This is a genomic window from Clostridium taeniosporum (assembly GCF_001735765.2).
In the GTDB taxonomy this organism is placed as follows: Bacteria; Bacillota; Clostridia; order Clostridiales; family Clostridiaceae; genus Clostridium; species Clostridium taeniosporum.
Map to the genome: position 1 here is coordinate 2478703 of NZ_CP017253.2, position 16943 is coordinate 2495645.

Consider the following 16943-nt stretch of genomic DNA (forward strand, 5'->3'; position numbering starts at 1 on the left):
TAAACATCAGTATTTAAGGTAATTAAATCACTGATGTTTTTCTTATTTTAACAACATTTTAACAACATTTATTATTTATAGCTTATTTTCTTCTTAAGTTCTTCCATAACATAATCTAGCCCCTCTGGTCCTAAACTCTCCTCTAATATAGTAAGCATTACTTTTGCTTGACTTGCTTTTAACTCCTCAATACCTTCGGGTGTAGTTGGGTAGTGTACCCTTACTTTTATATTCTGTTTTTTTCTTTTTGGTGGTCTTAAATTACCCATACTAATTCTCCTTTATAAACAACCTTGTTTTAATTTCAAAAAATATTATTTAAATTTATATCCGTTCTACTTATTCCAATCATCTTTTGGTGAACTACCTAATTCCCAATTACTTGTAAACTTCTTATCTTCTATTTTAAAATAAACTGATAACATTTTGACTTCTGTTTCAGTTCTTGCTAACCCAGCATCTGTAAAATAGTCATATATATTTCTTGTTATACTAGTTAATTCACCTTTAGTTATATCAGATAATTTTATACTATTATCAAAATCAATGCTTACAAAAGATTCAAAAACAGTAAGTTTATATTTATTAGCGAATTTAGAATTATCTAATCTTTTTCGTATTAATGATTCTACTTCTTTGATAGCTGCATCCTTGTTCTCAGCTACTTTTACGTGACTATACATACTATCCATTTCTATTTTCTTCTCTGCATTTCTTTTATCATCTATTTCCTGTTTTTGTTTCTTTAATGTTTCTACTCTATCTTTATACTGAGAATCATAGTCTGTTTCACCTCTTATTAATTTATTCATATAAAGGTAATTGACGCCTTGTTCTTCATTGTCTAATTCCTTATAGGATTTATCACTGTTTAATATATAATCATATTTTTCTTTTTCCTTCTGTAATTGTAATTCTTCCTTAGTTGGCTCTTTAGCTTGAGTTTTTGAGGTATTATTAGAACCACATCCCATAAAACTAAATACAACTAAACTACACAGTAAAGCACTTATTATTTTCTTTTTCATATAATTAAACCCCTCTCGTTTCCGATAATATAATTGTATATTATATGTAAATTTTGTCAAATAGATTAATACTGTTACAATGTGAACAGATTTTCTCTATATACATATATACGTGTATTAGGCATGTGTATTATATGTGTATATGCCTATTTATAAAATATACTATATAAATTATATTTTGTTAACATTGTTCACAATATAGCTTTAAAGCTTTATCGTTACTAAGTTTGAGGTGTGAACAGAAATGTATACACAGTAATAAATTCCGTTAACATTGTTCACACCTCAAAATGTATAAGTGTGAACAAAAAAAGACCCAGATAATAAAATCTAGGTCTATTGAATTAAGCTGTTTTTATTTTACTCATAATATCTCTAACAGCTACATATCTAAAAAATAAGTACTTATCTTCTCCAACTAAATGATCTGATAATCTATTTATTAATCTTTCTTCTTCATCTTCTAAAATATCTAAATAAAATTCATTATTAGTTTCATGCAATTTTCTCATTTTTAATTTTCCCTCCACATTAACTCACTAATCTATAAAATAGATCATGTAATTATCCGTTATTAATATTTTAGAAGCGCTCCATGATTCAATTATAGCAACTCGAATATTTCTGTCAACCCTTGATATAACTGCATTTGACAGCTGTATCAAGTATAGTTGTTCGCAATATGCAGTAAGTACGAAATATTTAAATTATGTAAACTTATGTATAATCTAAATAATATGACTATTTAAAGAAATTGTGTAGCTTCACAATACAAATACTAACTATATCTATAAATATGACTGTATTTATAGTATAGAAAGATAACTTATTACACATCATAATATCAATAAATACTAGATAACTATATTAAGAATATATAGTATGTTAAGTAAAGAATGAATGAGGCTTGATGTTATGAGAGTTGAGACAGTTATTAGTAAACAGATTAAAAGAAGATATATTTTAATAGATGACAATGGAGAAATTGTAGAACCAGTATTAAAATTTCTTAAGTATAGAGATAATATTGGAAATGCTAGAAATACACTAAGAGCTTATTGTTATCATTTAAAATTATACTTTGAATTCTTAAATCAAATTAATGTTAATTATTTAAATATAGATATTGATCAAATGGCTAAATTTATAGGATGGCTTCAAACTCCTGAAGGAGTTTATAACGTTAGTTATCTTAATATTCAAGAAAGTAAACGTAACAATAGAACAATTAATACAATTATTAATACTGTGTTATTATTTTATGATTATTTATTAAGACATGATGAATCTCAAATATCTATATTAGGAAATTTAAAAGAAAAGATGTCATATTCAAAGCGTGGATATAAAGATTTTTTATATCACATTAATAAAGATAAAGGTTTTATGGCAAACATAATTAAACTTAAAGTTCCAAAATCAAAGCCAAAGACATTAGATAAACAACAAATTCAAACCATATTAAATAATTGCACTAATGTACGAGATTATTTCCTTTTAAGATTACTATGGGAGAGTTCAATCCGAATAGGCGAAGCCTTAAGTTTGTGGATAGAAGATTTTAATATCTCAGAAACAAAAATTGAAATAAAAGATAGAGGTGAACTTGAAAATTATTCTGAAATAAAAACAGTTAATAGTCCAAGATGTATTGATGTTAGTTGTGAACTGATGAATGACTTTATGAATTATATTGCTGAAATGCATGATGATAATGTAAATACAAATTTTGTGTTTATTAAACTAACGGGAATAAATAAATATAAACCTATGGAATATCAAGATGTTGTATCTCTCTTTAATAGATTAAAAAAGAAAACTAAAATAGATGTTAATCCTCACATGTTAAGACATTCTTCACTTACCGAATTGAAAAGATTAGGATGGGAAGCTGAATTCTTAAGAATTCGAGCCGGACATAAACATATTCAAACAACGTTACAAATGTACATCCATCTTAGCGACGATGATTTAAGAAAGGAATGGGAAGAAGTTGAGAAGAATATGAAGATTAAATCTAATAGGAGTGATACAAGTGAATTTGAATAATTTAAGTAATGGAATTTCAAGTTATTTATATGATTTAGATGAACCTTGGAGTGCTGATATATGGAATTTACAAGACTTGCTAAAAGAAATATATAATCCAAAAAAAATTAAATTATCAGGTAGCTTGAATTTTACTATATTAAAAAATGAAAATTTAAAAAAAGAAATAAAAATTTTTCTGTCAAAAAGAATTAGGAATAGAATCGTAACCGCAGGTTCAATTGAATATAAGTTTAAAGTTTATAATAATTTATTTGAATTTATGTCTAAATATAAAAAATATAAAACATGTATAGACATTGACTATTTAAAAATAGATATTGAGTTGAACAGTTATTATATAGATAAAAAAATTTCAAAATCAGATATAAAGAGTATTAACTCCACACTTAGGCAACTTAAGAAATATTGGTTAGAAACATATGATACCCGAAGTGAATACGAGAAGGATTTGTGGGATATTAGGAAGATAAATCCTAAGAAGGTTTCTTTAAGTCAATCAAAGTATCATTTGAACTTTACAGAAGTTCCTGAACCATATAAAAATTTAGCAAAAAAATATATGAGAGTATATATACACAAAGATAGTTTTGGATATTGTGAAAAAAGATTATATAGTATTAGAGTATTTTTTACATTTATTTTTGAATCTCATAACGATTGGGTCGATTTAAAATTATTACAAAGAAAAGATATTGAAAATTTTATTGAATGGGTTCACGAATGGTTTAAGAATAGAGGTACTCAAAGAATCGATATGCAAGTGTGGAATGTTTTAATAGATGCTAAAAATTTCGTTGAATACATTCAATTAGCAGAATATGAGGAAGCTCCATCTAAATTGGTAAATAGATTATTTTTTAAAGAAGATAGACCTTCTAAACCAATTTGGAATTTAAACAATGAAAAATATATACCTCAAAATATATTGCATCAATTAGAAGAAAATATTGAGTATCTTGATAGTGCATATATTCCTATAGTTATTATATTACGTGCAACCGGATTAAGAATTAGTGATGTATTAGGTATAAGATATAACAAATGTCTTGAATTAATAAATGATGGATGGTACGTCGTAATGGATATTAGTAAGACTAAAATTGAGAATCATAGAATTCCAATTACAAAAGAAGTAGCTTTCATATTACAAGAACAAATAAAGATTGCAGAAAAACTTTATGAAATGAAAGAAAATCCTAATAAATATATTTTTGTCAGAGAATCAGGGGTGCGTGCTGGGCTACCGCCGTCAGCGAGATCGCTTGAACTTGCTTTAAATAAATTGGCAAGAGAAAGAAATATAGTTGATGATAATGGGAAGGTTTTTCACTTTAAGAATCACGCATTCAGGCATACCAAAGCGGTTGAACTTATAAACAATGGAATGAATTTATTACATGTTCAAAAGTGGTTGGCACATTTAAGTCCTGAAATGACATTAAAATATGCTCAATTATTAGATACTACATTGAGAAAGTCGTGGGAAGCAGTAATGCAATCGGGTTTATTTAGAATAAATACCGATAATGGTGCAATTGAAAAAATTGATTTAAATATAGAAAATAGTGATTTAATTGAATGGGAATATATACGAAAAAATTTAGATGCTGTTAGAATCCCGTTGGGATATTGTTTAAAACCTAATAAAGTTCAATGTAATCATCAACTAAATCCTTGTTTAACATGCAGTAATATGTGCACTAGTCCCGAATTTATTCATGAGTTTGAAATCGAGATAAATGAAACATTAAATCAAATTGAAAGAGCAAGACAATTAGGCAGATTAGTTTGGGTGGAAAAGAATGAGATTGTTTTAGAAAAATTAAAAGCAATATTAGATGTTTTAAATGAAGGGAAAGTATATCATAAAGCAGGTAAACAAAGACGTGAGTTTGTAGGTGATGAAAGGAATGTCAAATAAAACTAATATCAATATAAATGGATTGCAAAAGTATGCAAAAGAGAAAAAAGAGAAAACCTTAAATAAAGTTGATTTAGCTATAAGAACTTTAATAAAAAATCAGAAAAATATCAATTTTAATTCTGTAGCTCAAACGTCTGGAGTGTCTAAAGCATATTTATACAACAACAAAGATGTAAGAAATCGTATAGAAACATTACGAGAAAAGGGATTTAATACAATAAGTTCTAAACGGTCATCTAAAATAACAACCGAATCTGCTAAGGATATTATTATAGCATCTAAAAATAAAAAAATTAAAGATTTAGAGACAGAAAATAGAAGATTGAAAGAAGAACTTATGATTTTGAGAGGTAAGTTATATGATTCAATATAACTTACCTATATGAATATATAAACAAAGCATAAAGCATTGAAAATTGTACAAATATTATTAACTAGTATAGATAACTAAAATATTGCGAAGAAAGTAATTATTTTAAAAATTTTTCATAAATCTTTAAACAATCATTGACATATGATGATTTTCTTTTATCTTTAATATATTGCTCTCTTATATTTGTGTATCCACATAAGAAATCTATACTTACATTATAAAAACTAGCAATATCTTTTAGGACAGATATTCCTGGTTCAGCTCTTCCTGTTTCATAATTTGCATAAGTGCTTCGTCCCATATTTAATTTAGCTGCAACCTCTTCTTGTTTTAATTCTATTTCTTCTCTTAATTCTTTTAATCTCTCACATAACATATCTAAATCACCTCTAATTCTAGATTTTACAAGAATTAGAATTATGATATTGATTTAGTGCTTTATAAAAGAATTTTGCGAATATATTCTTCGTTTTTACACATAATAAGCTTAATAAAATAAAATTTATCTATATGAGCGCTTCCTGCAAACTATTATAACTTAAAATTTGTTCACTACCAGTAAACTTTCGACAATGAAATTTTTAAGGTGAGTATATGCTAAAGAAGAAAAGAGTAGAAAAAAATCTAACAGAATTAGAATTTGCAAAAAGAATAGGAATAAGCAAGAGTTATGTAAGTAAATTAGAAAATCATCCAACTGAATGTAATCCAACTATAAATTTAATTATAAAGATATCTAAAGAATTGGATGTAACTCCCTTTTTTGTCTTTAAGTTTTTTATAAAAAATAGAAAACGCTAAAAAGCAATACACAGAACTTAATCTACATACTGCTTTTTAGCGTTTTCTAATTTTATGTGTAATTTAGCAATATTTATTATATACTATTTTATTGCATAAAACCAACTTCCTAAAATGTTTTTGAGTTCTAAACACTTAGAATAAGGTAATATTTGCGTTTCTATCCACACGCCTTTAGAATCAGCTTTAGCATAACATCTGACACCTTCAAAATAACTTAATACATATTCTAAGTCAATTCCTTCAAATTCATTATTTCCTCTATATCCATTAGGCAAATAACCTGTTACTATATATCCCTTTGTATTAGTTACTGTTTGCCCTACTAAACCTTTTACGATTGCATCTGCTATATTTTCTGCACCAATACTATTATATAAATCTATGTCCGATTGAGTATCTATAAAACATATTTCTATAAGCATAGATGGTGCATTAGTATGTCCTGTTACATATAGATTGTTGCTCTTTATTCCTCTATTTTTAAAACCTAGATTAACTAGATTATTTAATACTGCTCTAGCCTGTTCTAGTTCCTTTCCCCTATAAGTAAACACCTCTGAGCCTATCCCACCCCCAGCATTAGCATGAATTGATGCAAACAAGTCCACACTTTCAAAATTAGCTTTATTGGTTCTTTGTTCTAAAGCATCTGTAACACAAGCTGCTGCAACTGGTCGTGTTTCTATTACTGTATGTCCTAGTCCTTTTAATTTACTTATTACGAGTTTACCAACATTATTAATAATTGTTTCCTCTGCTATAATTCCAACTGCTCCCCTGTCTGGAGAACATCCATGACCTAAATCTATTGCTATTTTCATAAAATCATATCCTTTCTTTTTTGTATAAAAATAGAGCAACCACTAAAGCTGCTCTTTTATCTCTTTTTTTTCTCCATCTTTAAGTTGTGCTAGTGCATCTAATAATTTTTCAGGAACTGGTGCACCAAGTGCTGCACAATTTTCTATTAAACTTAATCCCTCATTGGATATATAAAAATAGCATACAAGCGTTCTAAATAACCAATTGCCAGTATTAAGTAGCCTGTCTAATGCAACTGCGACTATAAGAACTATAAATATTACTGCTTTTCTTGCGATACCCTTTAATCCTATATCACTACTTAATTCCTTATTGACATACCCTCTAAGCAATCCTGTAATATAATCTAGTACCATAAATAATACTAATACTTCTAATGCTAAATCCCACGCTCCAAATAGCCAAGTGAACCAGGTTCCTACTGCTGCAATTATTGTTTTAAAAATATTTCCTTTTTCCATATTTTAACCTTCTTTCTGATTTTGAAGCAATAAAAAAAGACCTATATGGTCCTGATCTATTGCTTTTAATATTTAATTTAATTTTTCATCCTATCTGTCTATTGTGTAATTTCTTCGTTGTTTTCTTCTATTTTAGTTTCTACTACATCTTCTACCACATCTTCATTAGTCTCAGTTTTAGTTTCAATAGATTCATTTTCTACTATCTTTTCTTCTTTAACATTATCAACCTTGACGTCTTCTTTCTTTTCAACTGGATTAATCATAGCTAATAATTCTAAATATTGACTTTCTGTTATTTGATTAACTAGCATAAATACATTTAATTTATTAGTCATATCCTCTCTTTCATAGTAATTGTGATTAATTAAATTTTTAATTATGTTATATAACATTTTACATCTTTCCTTTCTTTTTTATATTTATTTTATAAAGACTTTTCTAAGTCCTTATTTGTTAATTTATATTGTAATTCTAATATCATATTTTGAGTTTCTAATAGTTGTTTTTGTAATATTTCTTCTTTACTAGGTTCTACTGGTATAGGTGGAAATAATTTTCCTTTTTCATTTTCTACAAGTTCTATAAGCTCATTATTAACTAGCTTATAATTACATCTACCTTGATTGTCCATTAAAGGCTTATCTAAATAATTCCCTTGAGCGTGAGCGTATTTATCTCCAAGCCCTTCATCTATTTGTATATAATTATCTATATTATCTATAAATATAGATGAATTAATATCTATAATACAATTATTTTCATCTATCTTCACATAAACTTTTATTTTGCTTTCTTCCATATCACCACCTCCTAATATATCTCTGCATCAAGTTTAACGTTTGCCATACCTGAAGAATTATTATTCTTTGCACTAGATTGATTTACTGAACACATTAGATTATTAGGTATCTGAATTTTAGTAGATGAACTTTCCATAAAAAATGCACTATCACCTAATGCGATTTTAGTAATGTTATTACCAAAATCATAAACTTTACCTTTTCCGTCATGTAAAAAAATAGATGGATTTTCGGTTAATGAAGGTTTTGCCCTCATTTTATTTTGTAATGGTACACATATAGCTATTTGATTTTCGTCACACATAACCATTTGAGTAGGAACAGTTGCAACTTGATAATATCTTTGACATAACATCAATTCTTCCCCATAACTTCTAGGAACAAAAGGTGTTGCTACTGAACCTAGTTCAAGTTTTATATATTCTATATCTAAAATACCTTCTGATAATTTTTGTAAATAAAAAGTAAATTTAGTGCAATTAGAAGAACAAACTGGAACGGTTGTTGTCCATGTATAAAAATCCTTGCTTTTCGTATTAACTATTCTTTTAGAGTTATCGGGATATGCTCTCAATCCAATATAGTTTATCAAACTTTTATTTTTCAATTTGATACTTATAGTTACTTGTTTTCCCTTTAATTTTTCGTATAAATCTAAATCAAAGTGATACTCCATATTAAGATATGTTCCTTGAAATTTTGTTACATTCAATTTTAATCCATTACTTTTACTAACTTCATAATCACTACCATCACCACAAAAATACCATCTGTCAGCAGTAAATGTTCTATTAGGTGAATCAAACCTTTCTCCTCTTTGCCAAACTTGAAAACTATCATTTATAAGTAAACTTGGATTACTTAATTGTGTTATATTTTTCGTATCTTCCTCTAATCTTTTATTAAGAGTAGCTTTACCTTTTCTAGCTTCGTCTAATTCTGCATCCATATCACTAATAGTTATTTCCACATTAGTAACATCATCTACTAGCTTATCAGTAATTTGAGTTAATCCATCAAGAGCACTAGGAAGGTTCGTACTATATTCCAAATGCGTAACTGGTGTTATTGCATTATCTAGTTGCATATATCCATCTGTGAATGTTTGCAACGTGTCTTTTATATCTAATTTTTCAGTAATTGGATTAGCTAGTCTATAATATACTTCTAATTTATTATCTTTTATCCATTTTTTAACCCCCGCTATATCTAATGTAGATAATTCAGATTTTGGAATCCTAAGTGCAAATTTATTATACTCTGACCATTGAGCTATTACTGGAGAATCCCATTCTTCATTATTTATAGAAACAACGGATTTTGCAGTCGGAAGCTTATTACAAATTACTGGATTTTGTGAGTAATAATCTACATTTCTAATTAATGGATTAAAATATATAACACCTAATGTTTTTTTAGTATCAGAATTTCTCCACAATTCATAATTTCCAGCTTCATCTAACATCATCTGCCCAACATTTACAGTTCTCTCATTCTTCTCAACATCAATAATATCAGCAGTTCCATCAGGTAATCCTTTAAGTGGCTCATTTCCAACTAAAATTGTTGTTTTATCAGTTTTTGGTTCTACATAATTAGTGTCGTCACTATTTGCTACTATGATAATATCTGTATATTCTGTCTTTCCTAAAGCTTCAGTATCACCTGTACTATAAAAAATAATATTATAATAGTCAGTATTAGGAACAGTAAAATTAGTTTTTGGATTTGCTTTAGTAATATAACCATTATTTAATGTTTTAATATCGCACATTCGTATACCTGAAATAATATTAGGCTTAAAGTCTATTTTATAATTTACACCCTTATATAATTTAATTTGAAAGTAGCAAGCAAAGTATCTAGCTGGTTTATCTCCAGTATCTACTACCAATTTATTTCCGTCCCACGAACAATATCCGTTGGGATTAAGCCTTAGTTTTACATCATTATTAGTATCTAGTAGATTTTTTGATTTACTTAAAATACTAATTTTATTACCTTCGGCTTCTCCTGTAGATTGTATTCCTTTGAAGTATGGTGGGATTTCTTTTACTTCCCCTTCTAATATCATTACATCTGATACTATTATGTTAGCTGTACTTTTAATAGTTTCTATATAAGGGTATTCAATATTAGAAATAGGCTCTGTTTTAATTACTTTTATTATAGTACCTGTTTCACCCCCATATATTTTAAAATATCCTCTGTCCTCTGTGTTATAGTTATTTAAATTAAACTTTAAAGCAAGCTCCCCTTTTGGGTAGTCATTTTTTTCTACAGTAAGGATAACAGTATACAAATGATTATCTTCAATTAAGCCTTCAGAGAAGATTAATCGAGAATCTTTTTTTGTATTACTTTCACCTTTAACAATCCACTTACTACCCTCTACAATAGAGTTTGAAGGAACGGCTTTTGCTCCTACTAAATTTTGCAAAGTTTTACCCAATATCTGCATATTGCGAACAAAACTATTCTCGCTGTTAGGCAATTTAGTTAGGGTAGAATCTGTTGTTATAGATGTTAGTGTATTTTCTAAGACCTTAGTTTTCAAAGTAGTTACGTCCTTAGTTAATTGACTTGCATCACCGAAACTGTTTAAAGTTTCAATATTTTTTTCAGCTTGTACATTGCTTTTATCTAATTTTATTTTCTTCGATGTAGCTATTGTAGAACTATTATCTATGTCTTTTTTTATTTTATTTCCTGTACTAACTAAATTATCTTTAATAGAATTTGCATTTTTTATAGCTGTATTAACTTCTTGCTTTTTATTATTTATTGTATTAGCTAAACTATTTTTAGTAGCATCAGCATTTTTTATAATTCCTTCTACTTCTTTTTTCTTGTTATTAGCTGCAGTAGTAACTTGTACTAGATCCTTTTTACTTTTATTAGCTGTATTAGTTTTTATAACTAGATCATCTCTTGTTTTTTTAGATTCTTCTAATACATCTCCTATGTTTTCTACTTGTTCTAATTTTTTATCTATTATTTCTAATAATGTGCAAGTTGGTGTACTAATAATTCTATCTATACCCAAAACACTTGCTACAACTTCTATATTGATATAAAAAGTACTTTTCTTTTCTCCTGTTGTTTTATTGATAAACTGTAATTCTGCTTTTACAGTTCCTTGTGTTGTTGTTAATTGTTTACTAGCTTTTATTGTTACAACATTACCTTTAATACTAATATTAGTATTTTGTATAACTGGAACTTGATCTGCTTTAAATGCTTTTAGTCTACAATTATAATTACTTAAGTCAGCAGGCAAACTCTTATCATAAACTATTATACTTAAAATAATATCATCAAGCTGTTTACAGCTAAAATCAATATTATATTTATTATTAATATCTAATATACCTGTCTGTAATTCTTGTATCATTTAATCATTCCTTTCTTTTTAGATTAAGCCTTGACTTTTAAGCATTTGATGACATTTTTTTTCAATATATTCGTCTAGGTTATACCCTCTATTAATATAAAATGTGTCAGAATTACAATTTAGACGACTTCCAATTCCGACTTCATTAAACCAAACACTCTTCATATTTGCTAATGAACTATAAAATGAACTTTCTACATCTAATTTATCAATACTTAAATCATTTATATGTGCAAAATTTACATGACAATTTCCATTTTTATCAAACCACATAAGGTCATGCCCTCTTCGATCTTTAACTATAAGTCCTCCATCATATATTGCAATTCCATCTGATGTTATTTCGGTCTTCTGACCACTTGCTTTGTTAAATAAAAATTGAAAAGTAGTTACATTTTGTCTCATCTCACTAGAAAATTCTTCTCCCGAACTAATTTTTTGACTAATTTCTTTTGAAGTTTGTCTTTTGTAAGAACTAAAATCATCTTCTGTTACTCTATTTTCTATTTTCCCATCTAATATTTCAATAGCTGTTTCTCTTGCTTTTTTTTCGTTTTTAACAGATAAATCAATTTTACCGTCTAAAACTTCTATTGCACTTTTTCTTTTTTTCGCTTCATTTTCAACCGATAATTCAATTTCATTATCTTTTTTTTCCATAGTTACTTTAAGATTATTAGTTTTTTTGCTTAATTCTTCTTTAGCCTTTTCTAATCTACTATTAGTATCGTCTATCTTACTATTAGTTTTGTTTAAAGTATCAGCTAAATTTCCACGTTTATATCCTATTTCACAAGATATTAATCTACCAGTTATTGCGTCTCTTGTGAGCCTATAAATACGTCCTTTTTGTGTTAAGCCAAATGGTTTAATATTAACATTAATAGTATCTCCTATTGCTACCCTAGAATTAATATCAGAATAGTCATTTTCTTCAAAATTAATACAATCACATAACTCTACAAAATTAAGGTTAAGATTAAAATTAATTTCATTGACATGTTCTATATTAAATTTATCTAAACAGGCTTTTCTTAATTTCTTTATAGCTTGTTCTTCTGTACATATCTCATCTTCATTAGTAATATTTCCATCATTATCTTTTTGTGCTTCAACAACCCCAATATTACTAAATTCAATTACACGAGTATATGGATTATTAACATCAAAATTACTTGCTTTAACAGATTTTTCAGGAATCATCAAACCATTAGCTCCAACTGGAATTATTTCTGTAATTAAATCTATATCCCCAAAAGTTGCTTCTGCACCAGTTATATTTTTGGCATAAGTAACTTTAATTCCAGTATATTTACCTCTTTTATTTACAAAATCTACAGTAAAGTTATCAGGTACTAACTCACCACCATATCTATTTTTTATAGTATTATCTTTAGATCCTATTAAAGCGTCAAGCACAGAATACCTAACAATTCTTAAATTATTAGTATCTGTGCTCTTATCTTTATTCCCTATATTAAATTTATGTGGATTAATGGTATTATTAAGTATTTGTTGTACAGCTTGTTTTCTAGTTTTTCCTTCAATAAATGTGTCTAATACAACATTTCCATCCATTTTACTAAAAAATATATGCTGTGCATATACACTAATACTATTATTTAAACTAGGCTTAAATCTTCTTATAACAAATAATTGTTCCTTTCTATCATCCCAAGATGGAACTTTTACAACTTCACCAGGAACAAATAAATTGCTAAAATTCTTGCTATCATGTAATGGATATTCCAGGTTAATCTCATAACTATTATTTATTTCTTCCGTAATTTCACATTTAATAGTTTCATTAAGTACATAAGCATTATGTTTAAAATTAGTTTCATTCTTTTCATATAGATTTATCATATCCAAGTCCTCCAGTAAGGGGTTATAATTACTTCTGTAACACTACCAGTCCAGGAAATATTGTTCTCTCCTGGATCTAAATAAGGGAATTCACCTTCCATATATTCTCCTCTATCATTTGATACACTTTCCTTTTCACTATTAATAGTAATTTCTCCATTGATATTAGTAACTTTAAAACTTCTATTATTTATAATAAAAGTAGCTGATCCAGTTCCTTTTATTGTTATAGTAGGTAAGGACTTATAAGTACATTTAACATTATTCAATTTAGTTTGTTTAGTTATCGTAATTGGTATGCCCCCATCTAATAAATAACCGAAAGGCTTACAGGTAAAAATCACAGGAAATTTATATAGCTTATTTCTTAAAATTTGTTCTAAAGGTATCTTATTTCCTATATAAGATTTATAATATCTATCTTTAAGATTACCAAAAATTACTTTTCCACTACCTCTAAGCCATTGTAATAATTTATCTAGATTATTTCCTTCATAATGGCAAGTGCAAGGTTTTTCTAGTAAGCCATGCCCCCAATTTTGTAATATCGGAACTCCACCTGGAATATCTAATTTATTTAGTGTTTCCTCTGGTGAAGATATAGGCGGTAGTTCTCGCACTACTAATCCCATATCTTCACTAGATATATTATTAAATTTAAACATAATATACCTCCTATACTGTACAAGTCTTTCTATAAAATTCAAACTCCTCTGCTAATTGCTTAACATCTGTATTTCTATTATTGTTAAAATTCTCGATCTTAAGAGTAAGCCCATTATTAGATGTGTTATTTCCTTGTATATATTCTTTATTTTCTTTAGCTGTTAGTACCCTTTCACCCTTGTGTAAAGTAGCATTATAGCCATCAAATGGGACGTAATTTAAACCATTATAGTGACTTCCATTTTGCTTATAGCCATTAATATTTAAGTTTTTAACCTTTTCTTCTGTTTCGTCACTTTTGCTAAATAACCACGTGAAAAATCCGGATACCTTTTCTTTTAACTTATCATAAGAATTTTTTATCTTACCTGTTTGAGTATCAACTTCTTCTTCTATTCCTGGTGTAGCATTACTTATTTCTTGTTTTACTCCATCACAAGTTTCTGTTGCCGACTTTATGCTTTCATCCTTTGCTTCTTTAGCTTTTGTAACCATATCATTATATTCTTGCTCAGTTATTAATCCAGCTTCTTTTAATCTAGCTGCTTGTTTTATTATTTCTTCATACTTTTCATTAGCAGCTTTTATTTCACCATCTCTTGCTTCATTAGCTTTTTGTATCATCTCACTAGCCATTTCTGCACTTAATCTTCCTTGATATTCCTTCATTCTTTCTCTTATAACAGCTGCTTCTTCTTCTGTAGAGCTTAATGTTGTTATAGCATTATCTCTCATTTGTTGTTGAATTGTATTAATCTCTTCCATTTCTGATTGTGTTATTTCTTGATTCTTATTTTTTGCATTAGTATATATTTCTGTAATTCTAGCCATAGCATCATCTACGACCTTTTGTCTTTCTTCATGTTTAGTAGTAATATTTGATAATATTTCTGCTTCTTTTTCTTCTGTTAGTACGCTATTTGAAACAAAGAAATTAGCTGTACTATTATACATTTCGTCATAACCCTTTTGTTGACTATTTTTAATTGTCTCAGCCATGTTTTGAAACTTATTTATAGTATCATTTGCTATATCAGACGTTATAACAGCATGGTTAACCTTTTGACTGTATAATGCTTGAGTAGTTTGATTATCCATATCCATATAGGCCTGAACAGCTGTTTGAGTAGCTTCACTTATAGTAATAGTACTGTTAGTAGCATTAGAAGCCATGCCTGCATAGCCCATAGTTACCTGTCCAGATGCAGTAGTTACTTTATCTGCAAATAAGTCTACAGTTGGGATAACATCTTTACTAAGTTCTTTATGAATTTCATATCCTGCTATTGCTACAGCTCCTACTGCTAATGCTGCTGGGGCACATGCTACTGCTACACTTCCTAAGCTTGTAGCAAGTCCACCAAGTGCTGTTGCACCCCCAGCTGTTGCAGCTGCTGTTGTTACTCCTTCTGTTGCAACACTTGCTACAGTTGCACCAGTTTTAAATAATCCTAAAGCTGTAGATACTCCACTTACTGTATTTTTTAATATAGAAAATGTAGAAATACCTTTACCTATTATTTTTAATACTGGTCCAGCTGCAATTGCTATTGTTCCCCATTTTAATATGTTTTCTTGTTGCTCTGCTGTTAAGCTGCCAAACTTATCTGCTAGCTTTCCTATTAAATCAGCACCTTTATTGACCATCGGAATCAAACTTTCACCTAATTTAATACCGGCATTTTTCAGTTTATTAAGTGATCCTTTTAATTGTTCTGCTGGAGTTGCATCTATTTTATTAAATGCTTCTTGAGTTGCTCCAGCACTACTTCCCATATCTTTTAATATTTCATTATATTCTTTTCCGTCTCCTGAAGCTAAAACCATAGCAGCAGAACCAGCTTCTACAGAACCAAACATATCTTTAAGAGTTATATTATTTTTCTTAGCATACTCATTTAGCATATTAAATATTTCAGTAGTACTTTTGCCTTCTTTTTTTAAGTCAGCAAAACCTTTATGGGTAAGTTCCCTTAATGCTTTGTCAGTAATACTTCCACTCTTAGTTATTTCACTAAGCATAGATTTAACATATGTTCCTGCTTCACTCGTAGCAATACCTTTCTTAGTCATAAGAGCATAAGAAGCAGATAATTCATCTATGCTATAATTAGCAGCTGAAGCTACTGGAATAACAGAACCCATACTACTTGCTAATTCATCAACTGTAGTTTTACCAAGGTTTTGAGTAGTAATTAATAAATCACTTACTCTTGTGGCATCTTCTGTTTTTAATTTGTAACCGTTAATTGCTGTAGTCATTACATCTACAGCTTTAGATCCACTAGTAAATCCACCCTTAGCAAGTTTCATTGCATTTGTTGTAAATTCTATAGCTTTTGTTTGGTCAACACCAGCAGATATGGAACTATAAACAGATTCACTAAATTCATCTATTGCAATTTTACTATCATCACTAGCTTGTAATAAATCTTTCTTATAACTATTAAAATCAACAACATTAGAATCTAAAAGAGTTGATACTTTAGCAAAGTCACTTTCAAAGTCCATAGCCATTTTACCTGTAGCAACTCCTATTCCAGCTAAAGGTAAAGTAACATGTTTAGTTAAGTTACTTCCTACTGTAGATAATCCTTTTCCTATATTTTTCAGCTTATTATTTACTTTAGTTGTTACTTTATCAGCTTCTTTTATTGCCTCTTGAGTCGCACTATACATTCCACTTTTAAATTCTGTGGCATTAACTATAAGTTTAGTCTGTAATGGAGCTAATTCAATTCCCGTCAAAG

Annotated in this window: 16 protein-coding genes; 4 read left to right on the forward strand and 12 right to left on the reverse strand. The window is 28.2% G+C overall.

Annotation, left to right across the window (positions count from 1 at the left end; translation table 11 throughout):
* Positions 1-71 precede the first annotated feature (71 nt).
* From BGI42_RS11390 to BGI42_RS16265, 3 genes are all read right to left on the reverse strand, one after another.
* Entirely contained in the window at positions 72-269 is a 198-nt protein-coding gene (locus tag BGI42_RS11390; RefSeq protein ID WP_069680420.1) for a hypothetical protein, read from the reverse strand.
* A gap of 66 nt (positions 270-335) precedes the next feature.
* Positions 336-1028 carry a hypothetical protein gene (locus tag BGI42_RS11395; RefSeq protein ID WP_069680421.1) on the reverse strand — a complete coding sequence of 231 codons (693 nt, stop codon included), beginning with the start codon at positions 1026-1028 and terminating at the stop codon, positions 336-338.
* 344 nt (positions 1029-1372) lie between these two features.
* A complete protein-coding gene (locus tag BGI42_RS16265; RefSeq protein WP_192875378.1) occupies positions 1373-1540 on the reverse strand; it encodes a hypothetical protein in 168 nt (55 codons plus the stop codon).
* Between the two features lie 403 nt (positions 1541-1943).
* Between BGI42_RS16265 and BGI42_RS11400 the strand changes: the two genes are divergently transcribed.
* The 3 genes from BGI42_RS11400 to BGI42_RS11410 are packed head-to-tail and all read left to right on the forward strand — an operon-like array spanning position 1944 to position 5377.
* Positions 1944-3077 (forward strand): tyrosine-type recombinase/integrase, encoded by a 1134-nt coding sequence (locus tag BGI42_RS11400; protein WP_192875379.1) that lies wholly within the window; start codon positions 1944-1946, stop codon positions 3075-3077.
* Entirely contained in the window at positions 3064-5001 is a 1938-nt protein-coding gene (locus BGI42_RS11405) for a tyrosine-type recombinase/integrase (protein ID WP_084023876.1), read from the forward strand. The genes BGI42_RS11400 and BGI42_RS11405 overlap by 14 nt, the downstream gene beginning before the upstream one ends.
* A complete protein-coding gene (locus tag BGI42_RS11410; protein ID WP_069680424.1) occupies positions 4991-5377 on the forward strand; it encodes a DUF6262 family protein in 387 nt (128 codons plus the stop codon). Before BGI42_RS11405 ends, BGI42_RS11410 begins: the two co-directional genes overlap by 11 nt.
* A 97-nt stretch (positions 5378-5474) precedes the next feature.
* Here the strand turns inward: BGI42_RS11410 and BGI42_RS11415 are convergent, their stop codons facing one another.
* The gene (locus BGI42_RS11415) at positions 5475-5753 is read right to left on the reverse strand and encodes a helix-turn-helix domain-containing protein (protein WP_069680425.1); all 279 of its coding nucleotides are present in this window, start codon (positions 5751-5753) and stop codon (positions 5475-5477) included.
* A 218-nt stretch (positions 5754-5971) separates the two neighbouring features.
* On the opposite strand from BGI42_RS11415, the gene BGI42_RS11420 reads away from it, so the two are divergent.
* Positions 5972-6178, forward strand: a complete 207-nt coding sequence (locus BGI42_RS11420) for a helix-turn-helix domain-containing protein (protein WP_069680426.1) — start codon at positions 5972-5974, stop codon at positions 6176-6178.
* A gap of 83 nt (positions 6179-6261) precedes the next feature.
* On the opposite strand, the gene BGI42_RS11425 is transcribed toward BGI42_RS11420, so the two are convergent.
* The 8 genes from BGI42_RS11425 to BGI42_RS11460 form a co-directional block, all read right to left on the reverse strand.
* Entirely contained in the window at positions 6262-7002 is a 741-nt protein-coding gene (locus tag BGI42_RS11425; protein ID WP_069680427.1) for an N-acetylmuramoyl-L-alanine amidase, read from the reverse strand.
* Positions 7003-7044: 42 nt separating this feature from the next.
* A complete protein-coding gene (locus BGI42_RS11430) occupies positions 7045-7464 on the reverse strand; it encodes a phage holin family protein (RefSeq protein WP_069680428.1) in 420 nt (139 codons plus the stop codon).
* Between the two features lie 98 nt (positions 7465-7562).
* Positions 7563-7859, reverse strand: coding sequence for a hypothetical protein (locus BGI42_RS11435; protein WP_069680429.1), 297 nt, complete (start codon positions 7857-7859; stop codon positions 7563-7565).
* Positions 7860-7891: 32 nt separating this feature from the next.
* Positions 7892-8266 (reverse strand): hypothetical protein, encoded by a 375-nt coding sequence (locus tag BGI42_RS11440; protein ID WP_069680430.1) that lies wholly within the window; start codon positions 8264-8266, stop codon positions 7892-7894.
* An 11-nt stretch (positions 8267-8277) separates the two neighbouring features.
* Positions 8278-11661 carry a hypothetical protein gene (locus tag BGI42_RS11445; RefSeq protein ID WP_069680431.1) on the reverse strand — a complete coding sequence of 1128 codons (3384 nt, stop codon included), beginning with the start codon at positions 11659-11661 and terminating at the stop codon, positions 8278-8280.
* A gap of 18 nt (positions 11662-11679) precedes the next feature.
* Positions 11680-13527 carry a phage tail spike protein gene (locus tag BGI42_RS11450; RefSeq protein WP_069680432.1) on the reverse strand — a complete coding sequence of 616 codons (1848 nt, stop codon included), beginning with the start codon at positions 13525-13527 and terminating at the stop codon, positions 11680-11682.
* Complete coding sequence (locus BGI42_RS11455; RefSeq protein WP_069680433.1) at positions 13524-14192, reverse strand: phage tail protein; 669 nt, start codon at positions 14190-14192, stop codon at positions 13524-13526. The genes BGI42_RS11450 and BGI42_RS11455 overlap by 4 nt, the downstream gene beginning before the upstream one ends.
* Positions 14193-14202: 10 nt before the next feature.
* Entirely contained in the window at positions 14203-16941 is a 2739-nt protein-coding gene (locus BGI42_RS11460) for a phage tail tape measure protein (RefSeq protein ID WP_069680434.1), read from the reverse strand.
* Positions 16942-16943 lie beyond the last annotated feature (2 nt).

Bases quoted from the DNA above. Each gene is read 5' to 3' on its own strand.
- BGI42_RS11390 (WP_069680420.1), bottom strand. From the start codon at position 269: ATGGGTAATTTAAGACCACCAAAAAGAAAAAAACAGAATATAAAAGTA.
- BGI42_RS11395 (WP_069680421.1), bottom strand. From the start codon at position 1,028: ATGAAAAAGAAAATAATAAGTGCTTTACTGTGTAGTTTAGTTGTATTT.
- BGI42_RS16265 (WP_192875378.1), bottom strand. From the start codon at position 1,540: ATGAGAAAATTGCATGAAACTAATAATGAATTTTATTTAGATATTTTA.
- BGI42_RS11400 (WP_192875379.1), top strand. From the start codon at position 1,944: ATGAGAGTTGAGACAGTTATTAGTAAACAGATTAAAAGAAGATATATT.
- BGI42_RS11410 (WP_069680424.1), top strand. From the start codon at position 4,991: ATGTCAAATAAAACTAATATCAATATAAATGGATTGCAAAAGTATGCA.
- BGI42_RS11415 (WP_069680425.1), bottom strand. From the start codon at position 5,753: ATGTTATGTGAGAGATTAAAAGAATTAAGAGAAGAAATAGAATTAAAA.
- BGI42_RS11420 (WP_069680426.1), top strand. From the start codon at position 5,972: ATGCTAAAGAAGAAAAGAGTAGAAAAAAATCTAACAGAATTAGAATTT.
- BGI42_RS11425 (WP_069680427.1), bottom strand. From the start codon at position 7,002: ATGAAAATAGCAATAGATTTAGGTCATGGATGTTCTCCAGACAGGGGA.
- BGI42_RS11430 (WP_069680428.1), bottom strand. From the start codon at position 7,464: ATGGAAAAAGGAAATATTTTTAAAACAATAATTGCAGCAGTAGGAACC.
- BGI42_RS11435 (WP_069680429.1), bottom strand. From the start codon at position 7,859: ATGTTATATAACATAATTAAAAATTTAATTAATCACAATTACTATGAA.
- BGI42_RS11440 (WP_069680430.1), bottom strand. From the start codon at position 8,266: ATGGAAGAAAGCAAAATAAAAGTTTATGTGAAGATAGATGAAAATAAT.
- BGI42_RS11445 (WP_069680431.1), bottom strand. From the start codon at position 11,661: ATGATACAAGAATTACAGACAGGTATATTAGATATTAATAATAAATAT.
- BGI42_RS11450 (WP_069680432.1), bottom strand. From the start codon at position 13,527: ATGATAAATCTATATGAAAAGAATGAAACTAATTTTAAACATAATGCT.
- BGI42_RS11455 (WP_069680433.1), bottom strand. From the start codon at position 14,192: ATGTTTAAATTTAATAATATATCTAGTGAAGATATGGGATTAGTAGTG.